Below are 17399 nucleotides of genomic sequence, written 5' to 3'. Positions count from 1 at the left end.
TCAGTCTTTCGTCTTCAGTTTTTTAACGTCGGGTGAACGGGTCGTGAGCCAGTTCTTCGCGTCGGTGAAAAGGTGGTCGAACAACGCGCCGATACCGCCCATGCCTACCACCAGCACATGCCGCAAGCCGCGTAGCGGCGCGTCCGGCGTGCGTCCTTCAGACCAGTTGGTCCAGGCGTCGGCGCGGGCGAAGGTGGTCTTCACGAACTCGAATTCCTGCTCACGCGTGAGTGCCGAAAAACGCAGACCCACACGCCCGACGGCGGTAAAACCGACGGTCGCCGGGAACGCGTATTCTTCATCGCCACGAAATAGCGAGACGGTGACTTTCTCGTGCAGCGGCACTTCCAGGTCGCCTGGCAGCTTCACGCCCACGCCGCCTTCCGAGTAGTCCATGGTTTCGCAGGCGAGGGTGCGGCCGGTCGAGAACTTGAGCATCACGGGCATTTTCATTTCTACCCGATGTGTCGTGCGCACTTGCCGGCGTTCGCTTGCAGCCGCCACGCTCGCACCGAGGATCAGCATGTTGTAGGTGGTCCACGCGAGGTTCAGCAAGACCGTGTTCACTTCGCTGCTGACATCCCAGTGCAGGTAGATGTTCACGAGTCCCGCGATAAACCCGAGGAGGTTCAGCACCAGCAGGAACAGATACGGGCGCGAGATGGCGTAGTCGAAATAATCCTTCGAGATCTGGCCGCCCTTCGCCGTTACGTTGAACTTGCCGAGTTTCGGGTTGATCAGTGCGAGGAGAGTAGGCGCGGTGATGTACGACGCCAGCACGGACTCATACACTTCAGCCCAGAACGAATGCCGGAACGAGCGCTGCATGCGCGAGTTCGTGATGCTCGCATGCATCATGTGCGGCAGCGCGAAGATGGCGATCGTGCCGGCCGCCGCGTGGATCACGTGCGCGCCAAAAAACAGATATGACAGCGGCGCGGTCAAGAACACAAGGCGCGGGATGCCGTAGAAGAAGTGCATCATCCCGTTCAGGTAACAGAGCCGCTGACCGATTTTCAGGCCCTTGCCGGTGAGCGGGTTATCGATCCGGAAAATCTGCGTCATGCCGCGCGCCCAGCGAATCCGCTGGCCGATGTGGCCGGACAAACTTTCGGTGGCGAGGCCAGCCGCCTGCGGGATCGCGAGATACGCGGTCGTATAGCCGAGCCGATGCAACTTGAGCGCCGTATGCGCGTCTTCCGTCACCGTCTCGACCGCGATGCCGCCAATCTCTTCCACCATTGTCCGGCGCAGCAGCGCGCACGAGCCGCAGAAGAAGGTCGCGTTCCAGAGGTCGTTGCCGTCCTGCACGAGGCCATAGAACAGCTCGCCTTCGTTAGGCACCTTGCGGAACGTGCCCAGGTTGCGTTCGAACGGATCGGGCGAGAAGAAGTGGTGCGGCGTTTGCAGCATCGACAGCTTCTTGTCGCGCAGGAACCAGCCAAGGCCGATCTGCAGGAACGAGCGCGTGGGAATGTGATCGCAATCGAAGATGGCGAGGAACTCGCCCTTCGTGATTTTCAGCGCTTCGTTGATATTGCCGGCCTTCGCATGCCGGTTGTGCGTGCGGATCGTCCAGGTAACGCCGACCTCTTCGCAGAACGCCTTGAACTCCGGACGACGGCCGTCATCGAGAACGTGAATGGAGATCTTGTCCGCCGGATAATCGATCGCAAGCGCCGCATAGATAGTCGGCTTCACCACGCCGAGCGGCTCGTTGTACGTCGGGATGAAAACGTCGACGGTCGGCCATTCATCGCGGTTTTCCGGCAACGGCATAGGCTTTCTCTGCAGCGGCCATGCGGTCTGGAAATAACCGAGCATCAGGACGATAGCCGAGTAGACCTCGGCTGCGACCAGCAGCAAACCCCAGGCGGCGTCGAGCGGACGTTCCCAGTAAGTTGTCTCGGTCAGCCGCCAGTACATGTAGCGGCCGGTGACCGCGACAGACAACATGATCATGACGAGCGTCGCGTACTGGCCGCGCAGCCGCCGGAACGCGAGTGCGAAAGCGAAGCAGCAGCACGCGAAAATCAGTTGCTGGGTGAACTCGAGCGGTACGGTCCAGACGAAATACATTGTCGAGAGGGCGAACAGCGTGAGGATCGTCGTAAAAATCCGGCTGCTCCAGATCCTTGAATCGACAAAACCTTCCAGCCGCGACGCAACTTCGTCGGCTTCGGACAATGCCTGTGCGCGTGGCTTGCTCATGCGACGTTCCTTGGCGAGAGCTGCTTGGAATCGACCGCGCTGGTGAGCCATTCGCCGCACGTGCGCAGATCGGCGGCCGCCTGGCTCAACGGGTCGTAATGGATCAGCGTGGTGTCGCAGGCAAGCGACTCGCTCACGCCTTCGTCAAGGTGGATAACGCCCGGGAACAGCTTGTCGCCGAGCAGGTTGCGCAGCACCTTGAGTACGTCCTTCGTCAATTGCCGCGACTGGTCCACCTGGTTCACCACGTAGCCCGTGCCCACGAAATTCGAACGCGGCGTGGCGTAGGCCTCGATCATGCGTTCCATCTGCGGGATGGCGGCGTACGAAGCGGCATCGGCCAGCACGACGTTCAACGCAAAATTCGACGCGCACAGCGCCGTGCGCGTATAGACCGACGACCCCGGCGGGGTATCGACTATCACGATATCCGCGGCATCGAGTCCCAGTTTTTCAAGCGATTGAGCGAGCCATTGCGGGTCGCGGTCGATGTGCGATTCGAAGCGGCGGCGATCGTCTTCCACCACCGCGCCGTAGGGCAGGACCGTGACGCCGTCGACACCATCGAACATCACCGTTTGCCACGGATCGCCGGCGAGCGTGGCGCGCGACAGTCCGTCGATGCTGTCGAGCGGAATGCCGAAATGCAGGCGCAGCGCGTTTTGTGGATCGAGGTCGAGCGCGATCACGCGCCGCCCGCGTGCAGCGAGCACCGAGGCCAGGTTCGCCGCGAGCGTGGTTTTACCGACACCACCCTTGGCAGAGACGACGGTGATGACTTTCATGACGATGCGTTGCGCTTGGCGAGCCACGAACCTGCGCCCGGGACCGGTGCGTTCAGCGGCGAGTTGACGGGTGCCGGTGCCGTTGCCGGCGCGACCGGTGCGCGCAGACGCTGGAACATCGACTCGAGGGAGTCCGGCGGTGCGCTCGGTTGAGGCGCAGGCTGGGCGTGCGCCTGCGGCCGGAACAGCTTGCCGAGGATCGATTGGGCCTTGGGTTCAGGCGCGGGTGCGGGTGTCGGCGTTGCGACGGGTGCTTGCACACGCGGCAACGACGGCGATCTCGCCGTGGTGTTCGAGCGTTGCAGCGCGGCAGCGAAACCCGTGGGCTGGCCGGGCGCGCTCGCAGGCGTGGTGAGCGGTTGCGTGCGCGGTTGTGGTTGTTGGGCGCGCTGCGGGAGGTGTTGCTCTTGTTGCGTGTGGAACGGCCGGAACAGCGGCTGCGGCAGTCGTGCTGGCTGCTGCGGTTGCGCGGCGGCTGGCGGCACGGTCTCGGCTTCCACCGCGTTCGACGTTTCTTCAACCGCTTCGACCAGCGCCGAGAAACGCGCTGCGCCGACCGGCGCCGACGGCAAGGCGACATTGGCGACCGGCGGAATCGTCTTCCGATGCGCGCGCGCGAAGAGCGGTGGTTTGCCGCGGTTGAGCGGCGCCGCGTCCGACGGCTCCGTCAAGCTGTTCGGCACGTTGCGATGTTCGCCGGAGCGGTCGTGCGTGTGGGGCAGGTGAGCATCGCGGCGAGGCGCGATGTTCGGGATCGATGGCTGCGAGAGGTCAAGGGTCGCGAGCAACGGCCAGCGCGTGCGGGCGTGGATCGCCTCGTTTTCGCGGCCGATCTCCTGGTAGTTGCCGGCATCGCCGCCAAATTTGTCGAACAGCTTCTCAATATCGCGCGAAGGGTTCATGTGCTGCGTCCTCGTACTCTCGGTTGTACTTTGGGCCTTGCCTCGACGACCACTGGCCAGTGACGTCTCGCGCGCTTTTGGGCGCTGATGCGGGCAATGCCTGATTGACTACCTGGTTGACTGCCGGGTCCGGTGTCGGACCCGTACTGCATTCGTAAAAGCTAAGGGAGTTTCCGGTCCAGCCTCAGGCTCGCTCAGCCAAGCGAAGCTGAACGTGCTCTGAGCTGCCCTTAGTTGCTATAGCGGCCGAGTCTGAATTCGACTGCAGCGCTTTCGTCGAACTCGCCCGCTTGCACTACCGACAAGCCTTGCGCGCCGAGTGCGCTTAACCACTCCTGATACGCGCCTTCGAGAAATGCGGGGCTCCAGGGAAGCGCGTTCGCGCCGAACGCGAGCAACGGCGGACAGCAATGAACGATGCGTAGATAATCCGGCTCGTCGCCCACCTCGACAAACCCCCAGTCGACGTCATTCCAGATCGCGTTTAACGCGGCGCCGAGTTCGGGCGTGGTGGCGCAAGGCGCCAGCGGGTGGGCGGCGGCAAAACGGCGTCCTACCCGTTGCATCAACTGACGCAGCTCGTCGCGGCCGATCTGGGTATCGAATTCTTCCGCCAGCGCAACCAGTACGCCTCGCCATTGCGAGGAAATTTGCCGGTCCAGCAGATAGTCGAGAGTCATGGCCATATTCTTAGAGAGGAAAGCTTTCAGCTGAATGAACGCGAAAAAACGATACAGGCGATACAGGCTAACGGCGCAACCAGTAGTATTTACACTGCGCCTTCCTGCAATGGACGGTAATAGTGTTACGGCTTACCTTGTAAGCCGGGAGTCTACTTCAAGGCGATTTGTTTTTGCCACATAACTCACATTAGCAAATAGTTGTGTGGTTAAAGCCGCAAACAGAGGGCAAAAACTTCGTTATGTCCACGTTATGTAGCCCCCCGCCATTAGCGCAAACGTTTAATCCCACCCATTCATTCGTCAGTTTAATCTTGCATCTAGCGCTTGTGTCGGTAAGTTGGCGTGAGTCGAACTGCTTGTTGATATTGCATAAGCTGGCGCTAACGAATTCAGGGTTTGCCGGCCGCTTCATCCGTAGATTTGCCGAGGACCTGGGGTTGCCGATATCCGTCAATCCGATTCAGCGTGGCGGAATAAGACTAGTCGCATACCGAGGTAACCCTACGCTTATCGGTAATAGAAACTTCACCGCGCCTTTTTCCGGCGAGCAATTATTGCCGCGTTGTCACGTGAACCGGGGCGGCGAAGTTTGTTGAGGAAAGACGTGGATAGCTAATGCGTCACGCGATGGTCGTTTTGTTCAGGATGGCATATTGATTGGAGCGGGTTGGAGCGCGCCGCATGGCCGTTGATTTCCTCTGATGAAATGGGCCTGTCGGTTGCTTTTCCGGTGTGTGGGTGAGCGCGCACAGCGGATTGTTCGGGACACTTATGATTTCCGAACTCTGCCGAGGTTGGTGAACAGACGGGGACAACAGACGGGGACACCATGAATATCGACGTAACGACGCCTGCGCGCCATGCCGCGCATCCGGGCGCCGGGTTTCCCGCCGATCCGCTTCCGAGCTTGTCCGACGCGGACATCGACGCGCTGGCGCACGCCATGGATACCACTGGCTTTGCGGTTCTGCGCGACGTGATTGGAACGCCGTTGCTCGACGCCATGCGCGAGTATGTCGATAGCGAACTGACACGGCGTAACGTCGAATACCTGGGTTTGGCGGGTCCGGCGTGGATCCAGGACAGTCCGCTTGCGGCGTTCCCCACGTCCGTTGCACTGAATGCCGCACTTGCAGGACTGTATCGCCGGGCGATGAAGGGCGCGCCCGCTGAATCGCGCATCGCGACGTCTATCCGGGTGTTGTCAGGCGGCACGGGCGCGAAACACTCCTGGCTCTTTCACTACGATTCATACGTGGTCACCGCACTGATCCCACTGCAGATTCCCGATGGTCGCGGCGGACTGTCCGGCGATCTCGTGATGTACCCGAACTTGCGCCGCGTGCGTCTGCGGCCGCTGTTCAATATCGTCGAGAAGCTGTTGGTCGAAAGTCCGCTCGCTTGTCGCTTGTGGAAACGCAGCGCGGTGCAGCGGGCAATGTCGGCGCGCACAGTGCCTATGCGGCCGGGCAACATTTATTTCTTTTGGGGAATGCGTTCGCTGCACGCCAACCAGCCGTGCCTGCCTACCAGCGTGCGCTGCACCGCGCTATTTCATTTCGGCGATCCCCACGCCGGCAGCCTGTTCAAGCGCTTGAGCGCGCGGCATCATCGGGCGCGTTTGCGCCGGTTAAGCCGCGCTGCGGCAAAGTAAGCTCGTGTCTTTTGCAACCATGACCATGGAGGTTGCATGGTCAGCAACGCGGCGATCACTGTATAACGCGCAGTTTTCGCCACCACGACGATCATCCAGACCGGCTGCTTGCCGGCGATAAATCGACCATGAGTGCGGGCCGTGAAAGAGGGCGACGGATTAGCCGCTTTTCGGCAGTCCACCGCTTAGGGGCGATGCGATGGGGGATTGAAAGCTTCCTTCACAGTTGATACCTTGAAGGGCGGTTGAAACCTTAATCCAGGAGACGTCATGTCTTATATGTTGCTCATCGCCGAACCTGTGGGACAGCGGGCCGAGCACTCGCAAGCCGAAGGCAAGCTTCGCTACGACAGCATGGTCGAGTTCGGCGCGGAACTGAAAGAACGCGGCTTGCTGATCGCGAGTGAATCGCTGGCAACGGGCGGTGTACGTGTCAAGAAACGCAACGGTGAGGCTAGCCTGATCGACGGCCCGTTCGCGGAGGCGAAGGAAATGATCGGCGGGTTCTACCTGCTGGATTGTGCGACGAAGGAAGAGGCCATCGAGATTGCATCGGCGTGTCCGGCCGCGCAATGGTGCGAGGTCGAGGTGCGCAAGATCGGTCCCTGCTGGGAGTGAGGTTTTCGCGTCGTTTTCGTACACGTCGTTCTAGTACGCGTTTACCCTTGGTCATATAAAAATTGTCGATTTCTCCGGGCGTGGTTCGTCGTGGGGATGAGAGCGCGGCCAGCGTTCTCGTTTGCAGACCACAAGCACACCACGAGGAGAACAACAATGCGATTCATCATCCTGGTCAAGGCGACCGAAAAAAGCGAAGCGGGTGTGCTCCCCGAGGACGCGCTGATCGGCGCGATGGCGACCTACCACGAAGAACTGGCGAAAGCGGGCGTGCTGCTCGACGCGAACGGTCTCCAGCCGAGCGCCAAAGGCTGGCGCGTGCGCTACGAAGGTGGCAGGCGCAGCGTGATCGAAGGGCCGTTCGCGGAGACAAAGGAACTGGTTGCGGGCTACACGCTGATCCAGGTGCGTTCACGCGAAGAAGCGATCGAATGGGCACGCCGTTTTCCTTCGCCGATGGGCGAGCATGAAAGCGGCGAAATCGAAGTGCGGCAGTTGTTTGAACTGGACGACCTCGGCTCGGGAGAATCGATCGAGCGTTTCCGCGAGCTTGAAGCGGCGCGGCGAGTTTGAACGCGGCTTGAACAACTTGAAGACATCCCCGGAAGCCGGCTTACGCCAGCATCTCTCATCCTTGAAGGGCAAAAAATGCATAAACAAATCTACGTAAACCTGGCGGTGGCGGACCTGCCGAAAGCGCGGGCGTTTTTCAGCGAACTCGGCTTCAGCTTCAACCCGACGTTCAGCAACGATCAGGGCGCGTGCCTGATCCTCGGCGAGAACATCTACGCGATGCTGCTGGTCAAGCCGTTCTTCCAGACCTTCACCACGAAGACGATCATCGACCCGAAACAGCAGGTTGAAGCGCTGACGTGCCTGTCTTGCGAGAGCCGCGCCGAGGTCGATGAAATCGTGGCCAAGGCCGTGCGCGCGGGCGGCACGACGCCGCGACCGATACAAGATCTTGGGTTTATGTACGGCCACGGCTTTGATGATCTCGACGGCCACGCATGGGAGTTTGTCTACATGGACCCGAATGCGGCGGCCGCGCCGTGAGTGGATCGTCCGGCGAGTCCAGCCGCCTGGAGTCGGCCACGCATCGCGCGATAGAGGCAGTGTGGCGGATGGAATCGGCGAAAGTGATTGCGGTCGTGGCGCGTTTGGTGCGCGACGTGTCGCTCGCCGAGGAGTTTGCTCAGGACGCGCTGATCGCGGCACTTGAGCATTGGCGTGTGGACGGCGTGCCGGACAATCCAGGCGCATGGTTGATGACCACGGCGAAGCATCGTGCGCTTGATCGCTTGAGGCAGGATGCATTGCACGCCCGCAAGCACGAAGAGTTGGGGCTTGACATGGATGCGCGCGAGGAGCACGTCACGCCGGATTTCGTGGATGCGCTGGATGCCGCGCGTGAGGACGATATTGGCGACGACTTGCTGCGGCTCGTGTTCACTGCGTGTCATCCGGTGCTCTCAGTCGATGCGCGGGTTGCGCTGACGTTGCGGCTGCTCGGCGGGCTGACCACGGACGAGATTGCACGGGCGTTCCTGCAGCCCGAGCCGACCATCGCGCAACGTATTGTGCGGGCGAAGCGGACCTTGTCTGCGGCAAGGGTGCCGTTCGAAGTGCCGAAAGCCGATGCGCGGGCGGCACGGCTGGCGTCGGTGCTGGAAGTCATCTACCTGATCTTCAACGAAGGGTATTCGGCGACCGCGGGGGATGACTGGATGCGCCCATCGTTGTGTGATGACGCGTTGCGTCTCGGGCGGATTTTAGCGGGGTTGACGCCTGATGAGAGCGAGGTATTCGGACTGGTTGCGTTGATGGAGATACAGGCATCCCGCACTCATGCACGAACCGATGCGAACGGGCGGCCGGTCTTGTTGATGGACCAGGACCGCAGCCGATGGGACCCGTTGCTGATCCGTCGCGGCCTCGCGGCATTGGAACGGTCGGAGAAACTGAACGGCGCGCGCGGGCCTTATGCGTTGCAGGGCGCGCTAGCGGCTTGCCATGCGCGTGCGCGGCGGGCGGAGGATACGGACTGGGCGCAGATTGTGGCGCTGTATGACGCGCTGGCGATGGTGGCCCCGTCGCCCGTGGTGGAGCTGAACCGCGCGGTGGCGGTGGGGATGGCGTTCGGTCCGGCGGCGGCGCTAGAGATAGTCGACGAGCTGGGGTCGAACGCAGTACTGACGAATTACCACTGGCTGCCGAGCGTGCGCGGCGATTTGCTGGCGAAGCTGGGCCGTCGTGAGGAGGCACGGGTGGAATTTGAACGTGCCGCATCAATGACACGCAATGTTAGGGAGAAGGAGTTGTTGCTTGAGCGAGCGGCGGAGATGAAGGGGATGAGGGAGTAGGCGTACGTCCACAGCCGCAACCCGGCGGGGCTGTGCAGCGCGCCCGTGAACGGCGCGTTGGATGGGCAAATCGATCGTTTTAATGATTGATCTGATCATTCCCGGACACTCGCCCACGGCTGCTCGTTAGCCGTTGCGCACCGACCGCGATCAAACGCGTTTTCCCGGCCGCTAATAAACTAGCGTCATGACCGCTGCAAAATCATCGACTTCCAACCCGCTCGACGGCTTCCATCCCGCCGTTGCGGCCTGGTTCAGCCGGCATTTTCCTGCGCCCACGGAGGCGCAGAAGTGTGCTTGGCCGTTGATCAAGGCCCGCCGGTCGACGCTCGTGGCCGCGCCGACCGGCTCCGGCAAGACGCTGACGGCGTTTCTTTCAGCAATCGATGAACTCGTTCGGGAAGCGCTGGCGAGCACTAACCCGTTGCCCGACGAGACGACTGTGGTCTATGTGTCGCCGCTGAAGGCGCTTTCCAACGATATCCGTGTGAACCTGCAGGAACCGCTCGCGGGCATCTCGGACGAACTTGAGCGTCTGGGCCTGCCGCCCATCGACATCCGTGCAGCGGTGCGCACCGGGGACACCACACCCAAGGAGCGCAGTGCGGTCAAAAAACGCCCGCCGCATATCCTCGTCACCACGCCCGAATCGCTTTACGTGCTGCTCGGTTCTGATTCCGGCCGCGCGATGTTGACGACGGTGCGCACGGTGATCGTCGATGAAATCCATGCAGTTGCCGGCAACAAACGCGGCGCTCATCTCGCGCTCAGTCTCGAACGCCTGGACGCGCTGTGCGTTGAACATAATCACGAAGCACCTGTGCGGATCGGGTTATCGGCGACGCAAAAGCCGATCGAACTGGTTGCGCAATTCCTGACAGGTAATCGGGCGTGTTCAATCGTCGATGTCGGCCATGTGCGCAAACGCGATCTCGCGCTCGAACTGCCACCCATCCCGCTTGAAGCCATCATGTCGAACGATGCGCGCGAGCGTGTCTACGACCGCCTCGCCGATCTCATCGCGCAGCACCGCACCACGCTCGTGTTCGTGAACACGCGGCGGATGGCCGAGCGTGTCGCGCGTCATCTCACCGAGCGGCTCGGCAAGCCTGCCGTCGCGGCGCATCACGGCAGTCTCGCGAAAGAGCAGCGGCTGGATGCCGAGCAGCGGCTCAAACGCGGTGAGCTGCAAGTGCTGATTGCAACGGCTTCGCTGGAACTGGGTATCGATATCGGCGATGTGGAGCTGGTCTGTCAACTCGGTTCGCCGGGCTCGATCGGCGGTTTCCTGCAGCGTGTCGGGCGCTCGGGGCATCAGGTGAGCGGCACGCCGAAAGGGCGGATCTTTCCTGAATCGCGCGACGATCTCATCGAATGTGCGGCGTTGCTCGATTGCGTGGCGCGCGGTGAACTCGACGTGCTGCATATTCCCCAGGCGCCGCTCGATGTCCTCGCCCAGCACATCGTTGCTGAAGTGGCATGCCGTGAGTGGAGCGAAGACGCGCTGTTCGAACTCGTGCGCAGCGCGATGCCGTACGCACTGCTTGATCGTACACAGTACGACGCAGTTCTGCGCATGCTCGCCGAGGGTTATACGAGCCGGCACGGTGTGCGGGGGGCTTACGTGCATCGTGATGTGGTGGCTCGAAGTTTGCGTGGCCGGCGCGGCGGCAGGCTGACCGCAGTCACGTCCGGCGGAGCCATTCCGGACAACGCCGATTTCGCCGTGCTGCTCGAACCGCAGGGTTTGCAGATTGGCACGGTCAACGAGGACTTCGCGGTCGAAAGCCTGGCCGGCGACGTGTTCCAGCTCGGCAATGCGTCGTACAAGATTTTGCGTGTGGAGGGTGGCCGGGTGCGCGTGGAAGACGCGCACGGCCAGCCGCCGAACATTCCGTTCTGGCTCGGAGAAGCGCCGGGACGGAGCAACGAATTGTCGGCGGCGATAGCGCGTTTGCATGCGCAAGTGGACGCCTGGCTAGGCGAATTCTCGCTCGACATCGCCACCACCAGGCTGGCTGATCAAACCGGAATTGGCGAGGAAGCGGCGCGGCAGATCGTGGATTATCTGGCGCGCTCGCGAGCCGCGCTCTCCGTTCTGCCCACTCAGGACGTTCTGGTCATGGAGCGTTTCTTCGATGCCTCCGGCGGCACGCAACTGGTCATTCACGCACCGTTCGGCAGCCGCGTGAACCGCGCGTGGGGCCTTGCTCTACGCAAGCGGTTTTGCCGCACGTTCAACTTCGAATTACAGGCTGCGGCGACAGAGGACGCCATTGTGCTGTCGCTGACGGGCAGCCACAGTTTTCCGCTCGATGAAGTCTGGCGTTGTCTGCGGTCGAATACTGCGGAACATGTGCTGATCCAGGCGCTGCTCGACGCGCCGCTGTTTGGCGTGCGCTGGCGTTGGAACGCGACCAATGCGCTTGCGTTGCCACGCTACGCGGGCGGGCGTCGGGTCGCACCGCAATTGCAGCGCATGAAGAGCGAGGATCTGCTGGCAACCGTGTTTCCCGATCAGGTTGCGTGCATCGAAAATGTGGTGGGCGAGCGTGACGTGCCGCGTCATCCGCTGGTCGATCAGACGATCGATGATTGTCTGCACGACGCCATGGATTGCGATGCGTGGATCGCGCTATTAAGACGCATCGAGAGTGGCGACGTTCGGCTCGTCACACGCGATTTGCCCGCGCCGTCGCCGTTGGCGGCGGAGGTTTTATCGGCGCGTCCTTACGCCTTTCTCGACGATGCCCCTATCGAAGAACGCCGCACCCAGGCCGTGCTCGCGCGCGGCTGGACCGATCCACAATCGAGCGATGACCTGGGCGCTCTCGACGCCGTGGCAATCGCGGGTGTGCGCGAAGAAGCGTGGCCAACGGTTCGCAACGCCGATGAAATGCACGAGGCGCTGTCGGGGCTTTCATGCATCACCGAAGTCGAGTGCCAAGCTAACGACGGCTGGCCGGCGTGGCTTCAGCAGCTCGCCGCGTCGGGGCGTGCGACGCGTTTGCAGGTGACATCGGCAGATGGCTTATGGGTGCCGGTCGAACGCCTGACGTGCTTGCGCGCGATCCATCCGGTTGCACCGATGCAGCCGCCGCTCAACCCGCTGCCCGGCTTCGACGCAGCGTGGACCGAAGACGATGCGCTCGTCGAGATCGTGCGCGCCCGTCTGAGCGGCTTTGGTCCGCTGCCAGCGCCTCTTATTGCTCGCGCCTTGGCCGTGCCGGTTTCGTCGGTAGCGCTCGCACTGACGCGCCTCGAAGCCGAAGGTTATGTCATGCGAGGCCGCTTCACGCCGGGCGCAATAAACACAACCGACGAAGAGTGGTGCGAACGGCATCTGCTGGCGCGTATTCATCGATACACCGTGCGGCGTTTGCGGCGCGAAATCGAGCCGGTCGAGTTGCAGGATTTCATGCGTTTCCTGTTCGACTGGCAACACGTCAGCGTGGACGCGAAAGCCGATCCGCATGGCGACGGCCACGACGCGCTGATGCTCGCGATCGAACAGCTCGAAGGCTACGAAGCGCCCGCGGTCGCGTGGGAGGATGAGATCCTGCCGGCGCGCCTGAGCGCTTATTCCATGACCTGGCTCGACGACCTCTGCCGCTCCGGCAAGGTTGTCTGGAGCCGTCCGGGTGCTCGATCGCGCAGTTCGGGCGGCCCGGTGCGCACCACGCCGATCGTGTTGCTGCCGCGTCGAAATCTGGCGGCGTGGAATCCGTTGATGCAACCGGTGCAGTCTCCCGAGCCTTCATCGCGTGCCCAGCTCGTGTTCGACGCGCTCACGCAACACGGCGCCATGTTCTTCGATGAACTGCGTTCGGACGTTCGCCTGCTAGGTACCGAACTCGAAACCGCGCTGGGCGAACTGGTGTCGCTTGGACTGGTGAACGCCGATAGTTTCGCCGGCCTGCGTGCGTTGCTCGCGCCGGCCGCGCGCCGCAACAGTTTCGGGCGACGGCCACGGCGCGGCGGCCGTTTTATAGGCGGGATGGACGACGCCGGGCGTTGGGCGCTGCTGCGACGCTCTGAAAGCAGCACCGCGCCCGGCGCCGATTCACTCGAGCATGTCGCGATGACCCTGTTGCGCCGATACGGCGTGATCTTTTGGCGCTTGCTCGAACGTGAGGCCGACTGGTTGCCGCCGTGGCGGGATCTGCTGCGCGTGTTTCATCGGCTGGAAGCGCGCGGCGAGATTCGCGGCGGCCGATTCGTTGCGGGGTTGGCGGGCGAGCAGTTCGCGTTGCCCGAAGCCGTGCCGCTTTTACGCACCATGCGCAACCGACCCGCCGATAGCAGCTTTATCGCGATAAGCGCGGTCGATCCGCTGAATCTCGCCGGCACCTTGTTGCCCGGGGAGAAAGTGCCGGCGCTGCCGGGGAATCGCGTGTTGTATTGCGATGGTTTGCCAGTGGGGGCGGTTATCGCGGGGAAAACGCGTTTCCTGGTGGAACTTGATGTGGAATCGCAAGAGCGCGTGCGCTGGCATCTTGTCCGGCGCAGCTTTGACCGAATGCCCGTTTCCCCGTTAATGACGAGCCGCTGACGAGCCGCTGAAACAACCAGCCGGAATTCGCGATAAAGATTTTTAGTAGAACGCTGATTTTCTTGCTAAAGATTACGTGGATAAAACGAATCGGTGCATTGCAGCGCACAAAACAAACCCGTCCGTTATTAATGAAAGTGGAGCGAAAGTTCTGATCGCGGGAGAGCTAACGTTCTTTGCCCAAACCCATAACCCGTGCGGGCCGCATTATCGATTCCATCGTTTTTGGCAATTAGCATCCTGTGTGACGCGGGGAGCATCGACGGACGGCGGCTTCTGGAAAGCCGCTTCCCGTCTGGTCTGCCAGAAAGTGAACGAGCAGGGATATCGCGACAATTCCCCGTTCCCTTCGGATCGCTTTAAACACATGCTAAAGTTTTGTCGCTAAAACGCCGTTAATTCCTTTGCGATGCCGGGTAATGCCAAAAGCCGAACCCGGCAAATCTGGAAAATCATGTCGAACCCTGCTATGGAGGCTGAGTAACGCCATGTCCACACCCATCAGATTCGACAGTGCCGATTTCCCCGACAATGACGCCGAGGAAATCTGGCGCGAAGGGATCGACGCCATATTTGAGATTCAGCGCCCGAAAGATCCATCCGTGCCGTTTCGCGCGAAGATGGAAAGCTGGTCTTTAGGTTCAATGCTCCTTATGTCGCACGTCGTTGGCGGAGACGTCGAATTTCAGCGCACCCGCCGCAGGATAGCGACCTCCGGCATCGACCATTACCTGGTGCATTGCCTCCTCGACGGCACGCTGATGTCGACCTTTGGCCGCGATATCCAGCAGGTGTCGCTCGGATCGGTTGTCGTGCGTGACCTCGTCGTCGAAAACGTCGGTTTTACTCGCGACGCGCCCATGCTGACGCTCACCATTCCGCGCCAAGCCATTGACCGGCGCACGGGCGGCGCGCTGCGCATGCACGGATTGACCTGGGAGGCGGCCGACCCTATTGGCCTGCTGATCGCTTCGCATATGCGCAGCCTGGTGAGCGTCGCGAGCTCGATGGACGACGAACAGGCTCGCGTGGCGGGCGAAGCCACGCTGGACTTCGTCGCGGCTTGCGTGCTGCGGCGCGCCAAGCGCTGGGAGCAATCCGGCGACCCGCGCCTGACGCCGGTGATCCGCGCGCAGGCGCTGAGTTTTATCGAAGGCAATCTGGCGGACATGAGCCTCGGCCCGGCGAGGCTGCGCGAAATCCTGAAGGTGTCGCGAACCGCGCTTTATGAACTTTTCGAACCGATGGGCGGCGTGGCGGAGTATGTACGCGCTCGCCGGCTCGACGAAGCCATGCGCCGGCTCGAATCGCCGCTGCATTCGCGCGATCTCATTGGTGCAATTGCCTGCGCGGTCGGCTTCATGAGCGAATCGACGTTCAACCGCGCGTTCAAGGAGCGATTTGGCTGCACGCCGACAGAAGCCCGCAGGCAACGCGCAGCCGCGGTACTGGTTGGCGCCACTACGCCAGTGGACGATAGCAGCCGCTTGCGCGATGCGCGCGGCGTTGGCTTCCGGACCGCAGCGACGATCCGCAGCCTGGGCGGGTCAGCGCGGAGCGCGTAAAGCGACTGTAAGCGCAACTGTAAGTGTGGATAAACAATCAAACAAATCCTCGACGCGTTGAACGAAATGGGCGGAAAGAGCGGACGGAATGAGAGGGTGGCAGCGTGCGTCGAAGGCATCATTGCCGGGCGTGCACGCAGGCATCGTGAACGGTATTGACCAGACGCCGAAGCGGGGAAAAGGAGGCCGGTTATTTCTCGGTCGCGGAAGGTGTCGCCAACTGCTGGCGCTGGCCGCTTTCGCGATGAACCACGCGCTCTCCGTGCGCGTTGCGGACGCCTTGCGCATCGGATGCAAACCCGGGTTCCCTAGCCCTCGGTATCCACGGCAAGCGCCACTGCGGCAACTCTGACTCTGATAGACCACTACGGCTACAACAGCGCGCCCGAATCGCCCGGCGCAAACGCTGTGGCTACGCCGGGTCATCAGCGCCAACACTGCAGCGGTCATCAGTCGCCGGATGCATGCGCGCGCAGGCAGGTGCGGGCCGCAACGTCCGTCCCGCAGCGTTCAGACCTGACCGCGCCTGAACGCTGAAAAGCACAGAATCGCCGACCTGAGAGAGAAAGCGTCTTCAAGACGCTTCAAGGCGAACACGCATCGCGGGGAGATGTCACGGACATCGAGCCGCGGCGTGTTCGACCTTAAACCAAGAAAAACGTGACATCGGGAAAACACATGTGGCTGTTTGCTTTGTTCCAGGCTGAAACCTTTTTCGGCCGTATCGTCAAGACGGGTACGTGCGGCGCGGCGGCCGTCGTGTTGTATGCGGGTCTTACCTCGACGCCGCAGTCGGGCACCCAGATTGCGCTGTCGCTTGCCGTGATCGGCGCACTCTGGCTGCATGGGTATCGTGAAGGCAAGCGGTCGTCGTATGCGTCGGCGCAATGCGACGCAGAGATTCGCGAGGACGAGGGCCGGATTCGGGTCGCGGGCGGCGGTGTCGATCTCACTTTGCACCTCGCGTCGCGAACGCTAACGGTCAACAAAGTGGCGAAGCGATTCGTCTCGACCGATGCTCCCGGCGAGTTTCAACGCTTGCGCTCCGGCCGCTTCGAATGGCCGTTCCGGGTGCTGGCGGTTGAGCCCGAGCCTGTGTCGAATGCCGGGGGCTTTGGATCCCGAGCGTCAGCAGCCCGATGGGTGGGCGAGCGAGCGACCTCGGCGTCCGGCACCGGCGAGACCACGGCGCTGGCTGGCGAACGTGAAGAACGTGAAATGGGCGTGTACTGGAAACACCCAGGGCAGGGTGATCGCTTGATGTTTTCGGTGACTGGCCCGGCAGAAAAATATGAAGCGATAGACCGCGCATTTTCGACGTTCGCTGCATGGATCGATCGTGAGGACGAAGCGCTGCGCGCGATCGAACGCCGGAACAATGCAGAGGCGTGGCAACGCGACTGGGAAGCGAAACGGCTGGCGGAAGAACTCGACCACGCGCGGCGCAGAGGAGACGGCGCCTTCGACGAACCCGACCTGCACATGCGCGTGACGGCTAGAGCGGCCAAAGCAATAGTGCCGTTGAGAAGGTGGTGACCGAGCCGTCCGTCCGCTTGAAAGCGGACGTCGTGCAGCGTCGTCTTATTGCCCGGAAAGTGCAAACACGCGCAGGCGATGACCGTCCGGGTCCAGCGCGACGAACGTAAAACCGAAATCCATTTCTGTCGGCCGCTGGATGATTTCCATGCCGCGCTTGACCCAGTCGGCGAAGAGACTGTGCACAGCGTCGCTGTTGTTCACAGGGAACCCGAGCTCGCCGCCGCCACCTGCTGCTGCTGCCGCTGCCGGTTCGACCGTATGCTTTGACCACAAGCCCAGCTTGAGACCCGATTCCATGATGAACAGGGCGAACGTCGGGGAAGATTCGACGGGCGTTTTGCCGAGCAGACTCGCATAGAAATTGGCGCTGAAGGAAGGGTTGTCGACGTACAGGATGATGAAGTTGGGATCGGTCATGGTGTTCGCTCGCGTTGGGTCGAGGGTCGGGTCGAGGGTTGTTCGATGAGGAATAGCCGGGTCTAGGGCCGAGAATCCAGCAATGAGCCGGCGATCAACCGCCGGTGCTG

At 61.8% G+C, this 17399-nt stretch carries 13 protein-coding genes; 8 read left to right on the top strand and 5 right to left on the bottom strand.

Translation table 11 applies throughout. The annotated features are described in order from the left end of the window. From bcsA to bcsD, 4 genes are all read right to left on the bottom strand, one after another. Positions 1-2262 (bottom strand): UDP-forming cellulose synthase catalytic subunit, encoded by a 2262-nt coding sequence (bcsA, locus tag SBC1_RS09020; protein ID WP_165091099.1) that lies wholly within the window; start codon positions 2260-2262, stop codon positions 1-3. After that, complete coding sequence (bcsQ, locus tag SBC1_RS09015) at positions 2208-2996, bottom strand: cellulose biosynthesis protein BcsQ (protein ID WP_165091094.1); 789 nt, start codon at positions 2994-2996, stop codon at positions 2208-2210. The genes bcsA and bcsQ overlap by 55 nt, the downstream gene beginning before the upstream one ends. Then, a complete protein-coding gene (bcsP, locus tag SBC1_RS09010; protein WP_165091090.1) occupies positions 2993-3898 on the bottom strand; it encodes a cellulose biosynthesis protein BcsP in 906 nt (301 codons plus the stop codon). Before bcsP ends, bcsQ begins: the two co-directional genes overlap by 4 nt. Before the next feature lie 230 nt (positions 3899-4128). Then, a complete protein-coding gene (gene bcsD / locus SBC1_RS09005; RefSeq protein WP_165091087.1) occupies positions 4129-4584 on the bottom strand; it encodes a cellulose biosynthesis protein BcsD in 456 nt (151 codons plus the stop codon). Positions 4585-5410: 826 nt separating this feature from the next. Here bcsD and SBC1_RS09000 point away from each other — a divergent pair. The 8 genes from SBC1_RS09000 to SBC1_RS08965 all read left to right on the top strand — a co-directional run bounded on the left by SBC1_RS09000 (position 5411) and on the right by SBC1_RS08965 (position 16869). Further along, a complete protein-coding gene (locus SBC1_RS09000; RefSeq protein ID WP_165091082.1) occupies positions 5411-6235 on the top strand; it encodes a hypothetical protein in 825 nt (274 codons plus the stop codon). 270 nt (positions 6236-6505) lie between these two features. Then, the gene (locus SBC1_RS08995) at positions 6506-6853 is read left to right on the top strand and encodes a YciI family protein (RefSeq protein ID WP_165091077.1); all 348 of its coding nucleotides are present in this window, start codon (positions 6506-6508) and stop codon (positions 6851-6853) included. A 156-nt stretch (positions 6854-7009) separates the two neighbouring features. Beyond that, positions 7010-7426, top strand: coding sequence for a YciI family protein (locus SBC1_RS08990; protein ID WP_165987570.1), 417 nt, complete (start codon positions 7010-7012; stop codon positions 7424-7426). 75 nt (positions 7427-7501) lie between these two features. Beyond that, positions 7502-7909: a VOC family protein gene (locus tag SBC1_RS08985; protein WP_165091068.1), complete on the top strand. Its 408-nt coding sequence runs from the start codon at positions 7502-7504 to the stop codon at positions 7907-7909. A gap of 68 nt (positions 7910-7977) precedes the next feature. Next, positions 7978-9216, top strand: coding sequence for an RNA polymerase sigma factor (locus SBC1_RS08980; protein ID WP_241202094.1), 1239 nt, complete (start codon positions 7978-7980; stop codon positions 9214-9216). A 187-nt stretch (positions 9217-9403) separates the two neighbouring features. Continuing rightward, the gene (locus SBC1_RS08975; RefSeq protein ID WP_165091059.1) at positions 9404-13768 is read left to right on the top strand and encodes a DEAD/DEAH box helicase; all 4365 of its coding nucleotides are present in this window, start codon (positions 9404-9406) and stop codon (positions 13766-13768) included. Between the two features lie 488 nt (positions 13769-14256). Further along, a complete protein-coding gene (locus SBC1_RS08970; protein WP_165091054.1) occupies positions 14257-15333 on the top strand; it encodes an AraC family transcriptional regulator in 1077 nt (358 codons plus the stop codon). Between the two features lie 678 nt (positions 15334-16011). Beyond that, positions 16012-16869, top strand: coding sequence for a hypothetical protein (locus SBC1_RS08965; protein WP_165091049.1), 858 nt, complete (start codon positions 16012-16014; stop codon positions 16867-16869). Positions 16870-16914: 45 nt separating this feature from the next. On the opposite strand, the gene SBC1_RS08960 is transcribed toward SBC1_RS08965, so the two are convergent. Beyond that, entirely contained in the window at positions 16915-17289 is a 375-nt protein-coding gene (locus SBC1_RS08960) for a VOC family protein (protein ID WP_165091044.1), read from the bottom strand. Positions 17290-17399: the final 110 nt, after the last annotated feature.

Source organism: Caballeronia sp. SBC1, assembly GCF_011493005.1.
GTDB lineage: Bacteria > Pseudomonadota > Gammaproteobacteria > Burkholderiales > Burkholderiaceae > Caballeronia.
The sequence above is the reverse complement of the archived record's forward strand: the minus strand, read 5'-3'. Positions and strand labels throughout refer to the sequence as shown.

What these genes read in the sequence shown, in the direction of transcription:
- SBC1_RS08980 (WP_241202094.1), top strand. Translation starts at nt 7,978, where the DNA reads ATGGAATCGGCGAAAGTGATTGCGGTCGTGGCGCGTTTGGTGCGCGAC.
- bcsQ (WP_165091094.1), bottom strand. Translation starts at nt 2,996, where the DNA reads ATGAAAGTCATCACCGTCGTCTCTGCCAAGGGTGGTGTCGGTAAAACC.
- SBC1_RS08970 (WP_165091054.1), top strand. Translation starts at nt 14,257, where the DNA reads ATGTCCACACCCATCAGATTCGACAGTGCCGATTTCCCCGACAATGAC.
- bcsA (WP_165091099.1), bottom strand. Translation starts at nt 2,262, where the DNA reads ATGGCTCACCAGCGCGGTCGATTCCAAGCAGCTCTCGCCAAGGAACGT.
- SBC1_RS08990 (WP_165987570.1), top strand. Translation starts at nt 7,010, where the DNA reads ATGCGATTCATCATCCTGGTCAAGGCGACCGAAAAAAGCGAAGCGGGT.
- SBC1_RS08965 (WP_165091049.1), top strand. Translation starts at nt 16,012, where the DNA reads ATGTGGCTGTTTGCTTTGTTCCAGGCTGAAACCTTTTTCGGCCGTATC.
- SBC1_RS08975 (WP_165091059.1), top strand. Translation starts at nt 9,404, where the DNA reads ATGACCGCTGCAAAATCATCGACTTCCAACCCGCTCGACGGCTTCCAT.
- SBC1_RS09000 (WP_165091082.1), top strand. Translation starts at nt 5,411, where the DNA reads ATGAATATCGACGTAACGACGCCTGCGCGCCATGCCGCGCATCCGGGC.
- SBC1_RS08985 (WP_165091068.1), top strand. Translation starts at nt 7,502, where the DNA reads ATGCATAAACAAATCTACGTAAACCTGGCGGTGGCGGACCTGCCGAAA.
- SBC1_RS08960 (WP_165091044.1), bottom strand. Translation starts at nt 17,289, where the DNA reads ATGACCGATCCCAACTTCATCATCCTGTACGTCGACAACCCTTCCTTC.
- SBC1_RS08995 (WP_165091077.1), top strand. Translation starts at nt 6,506, where the DNA reads ATGTCTTATATGTTGCTCATCGCCGAACCTGTGGGACAGCGGGCCGAG.
- bcsD (WP_165091087.1), bottom strand. Translation starts at nt 4,584, where the DNA reads ATGGCCATGACTCTCGACTATCTGCTGGACCGGCAAATTTCCTCGCAA.
- bcsP (WP_165091090.1), bottom strand. Translation starts at nt 3,898, where the DNA reads ATGAACCCTTCGCGCGATATTGAGAAGCTGTTCGACAAATTTGGCGGC.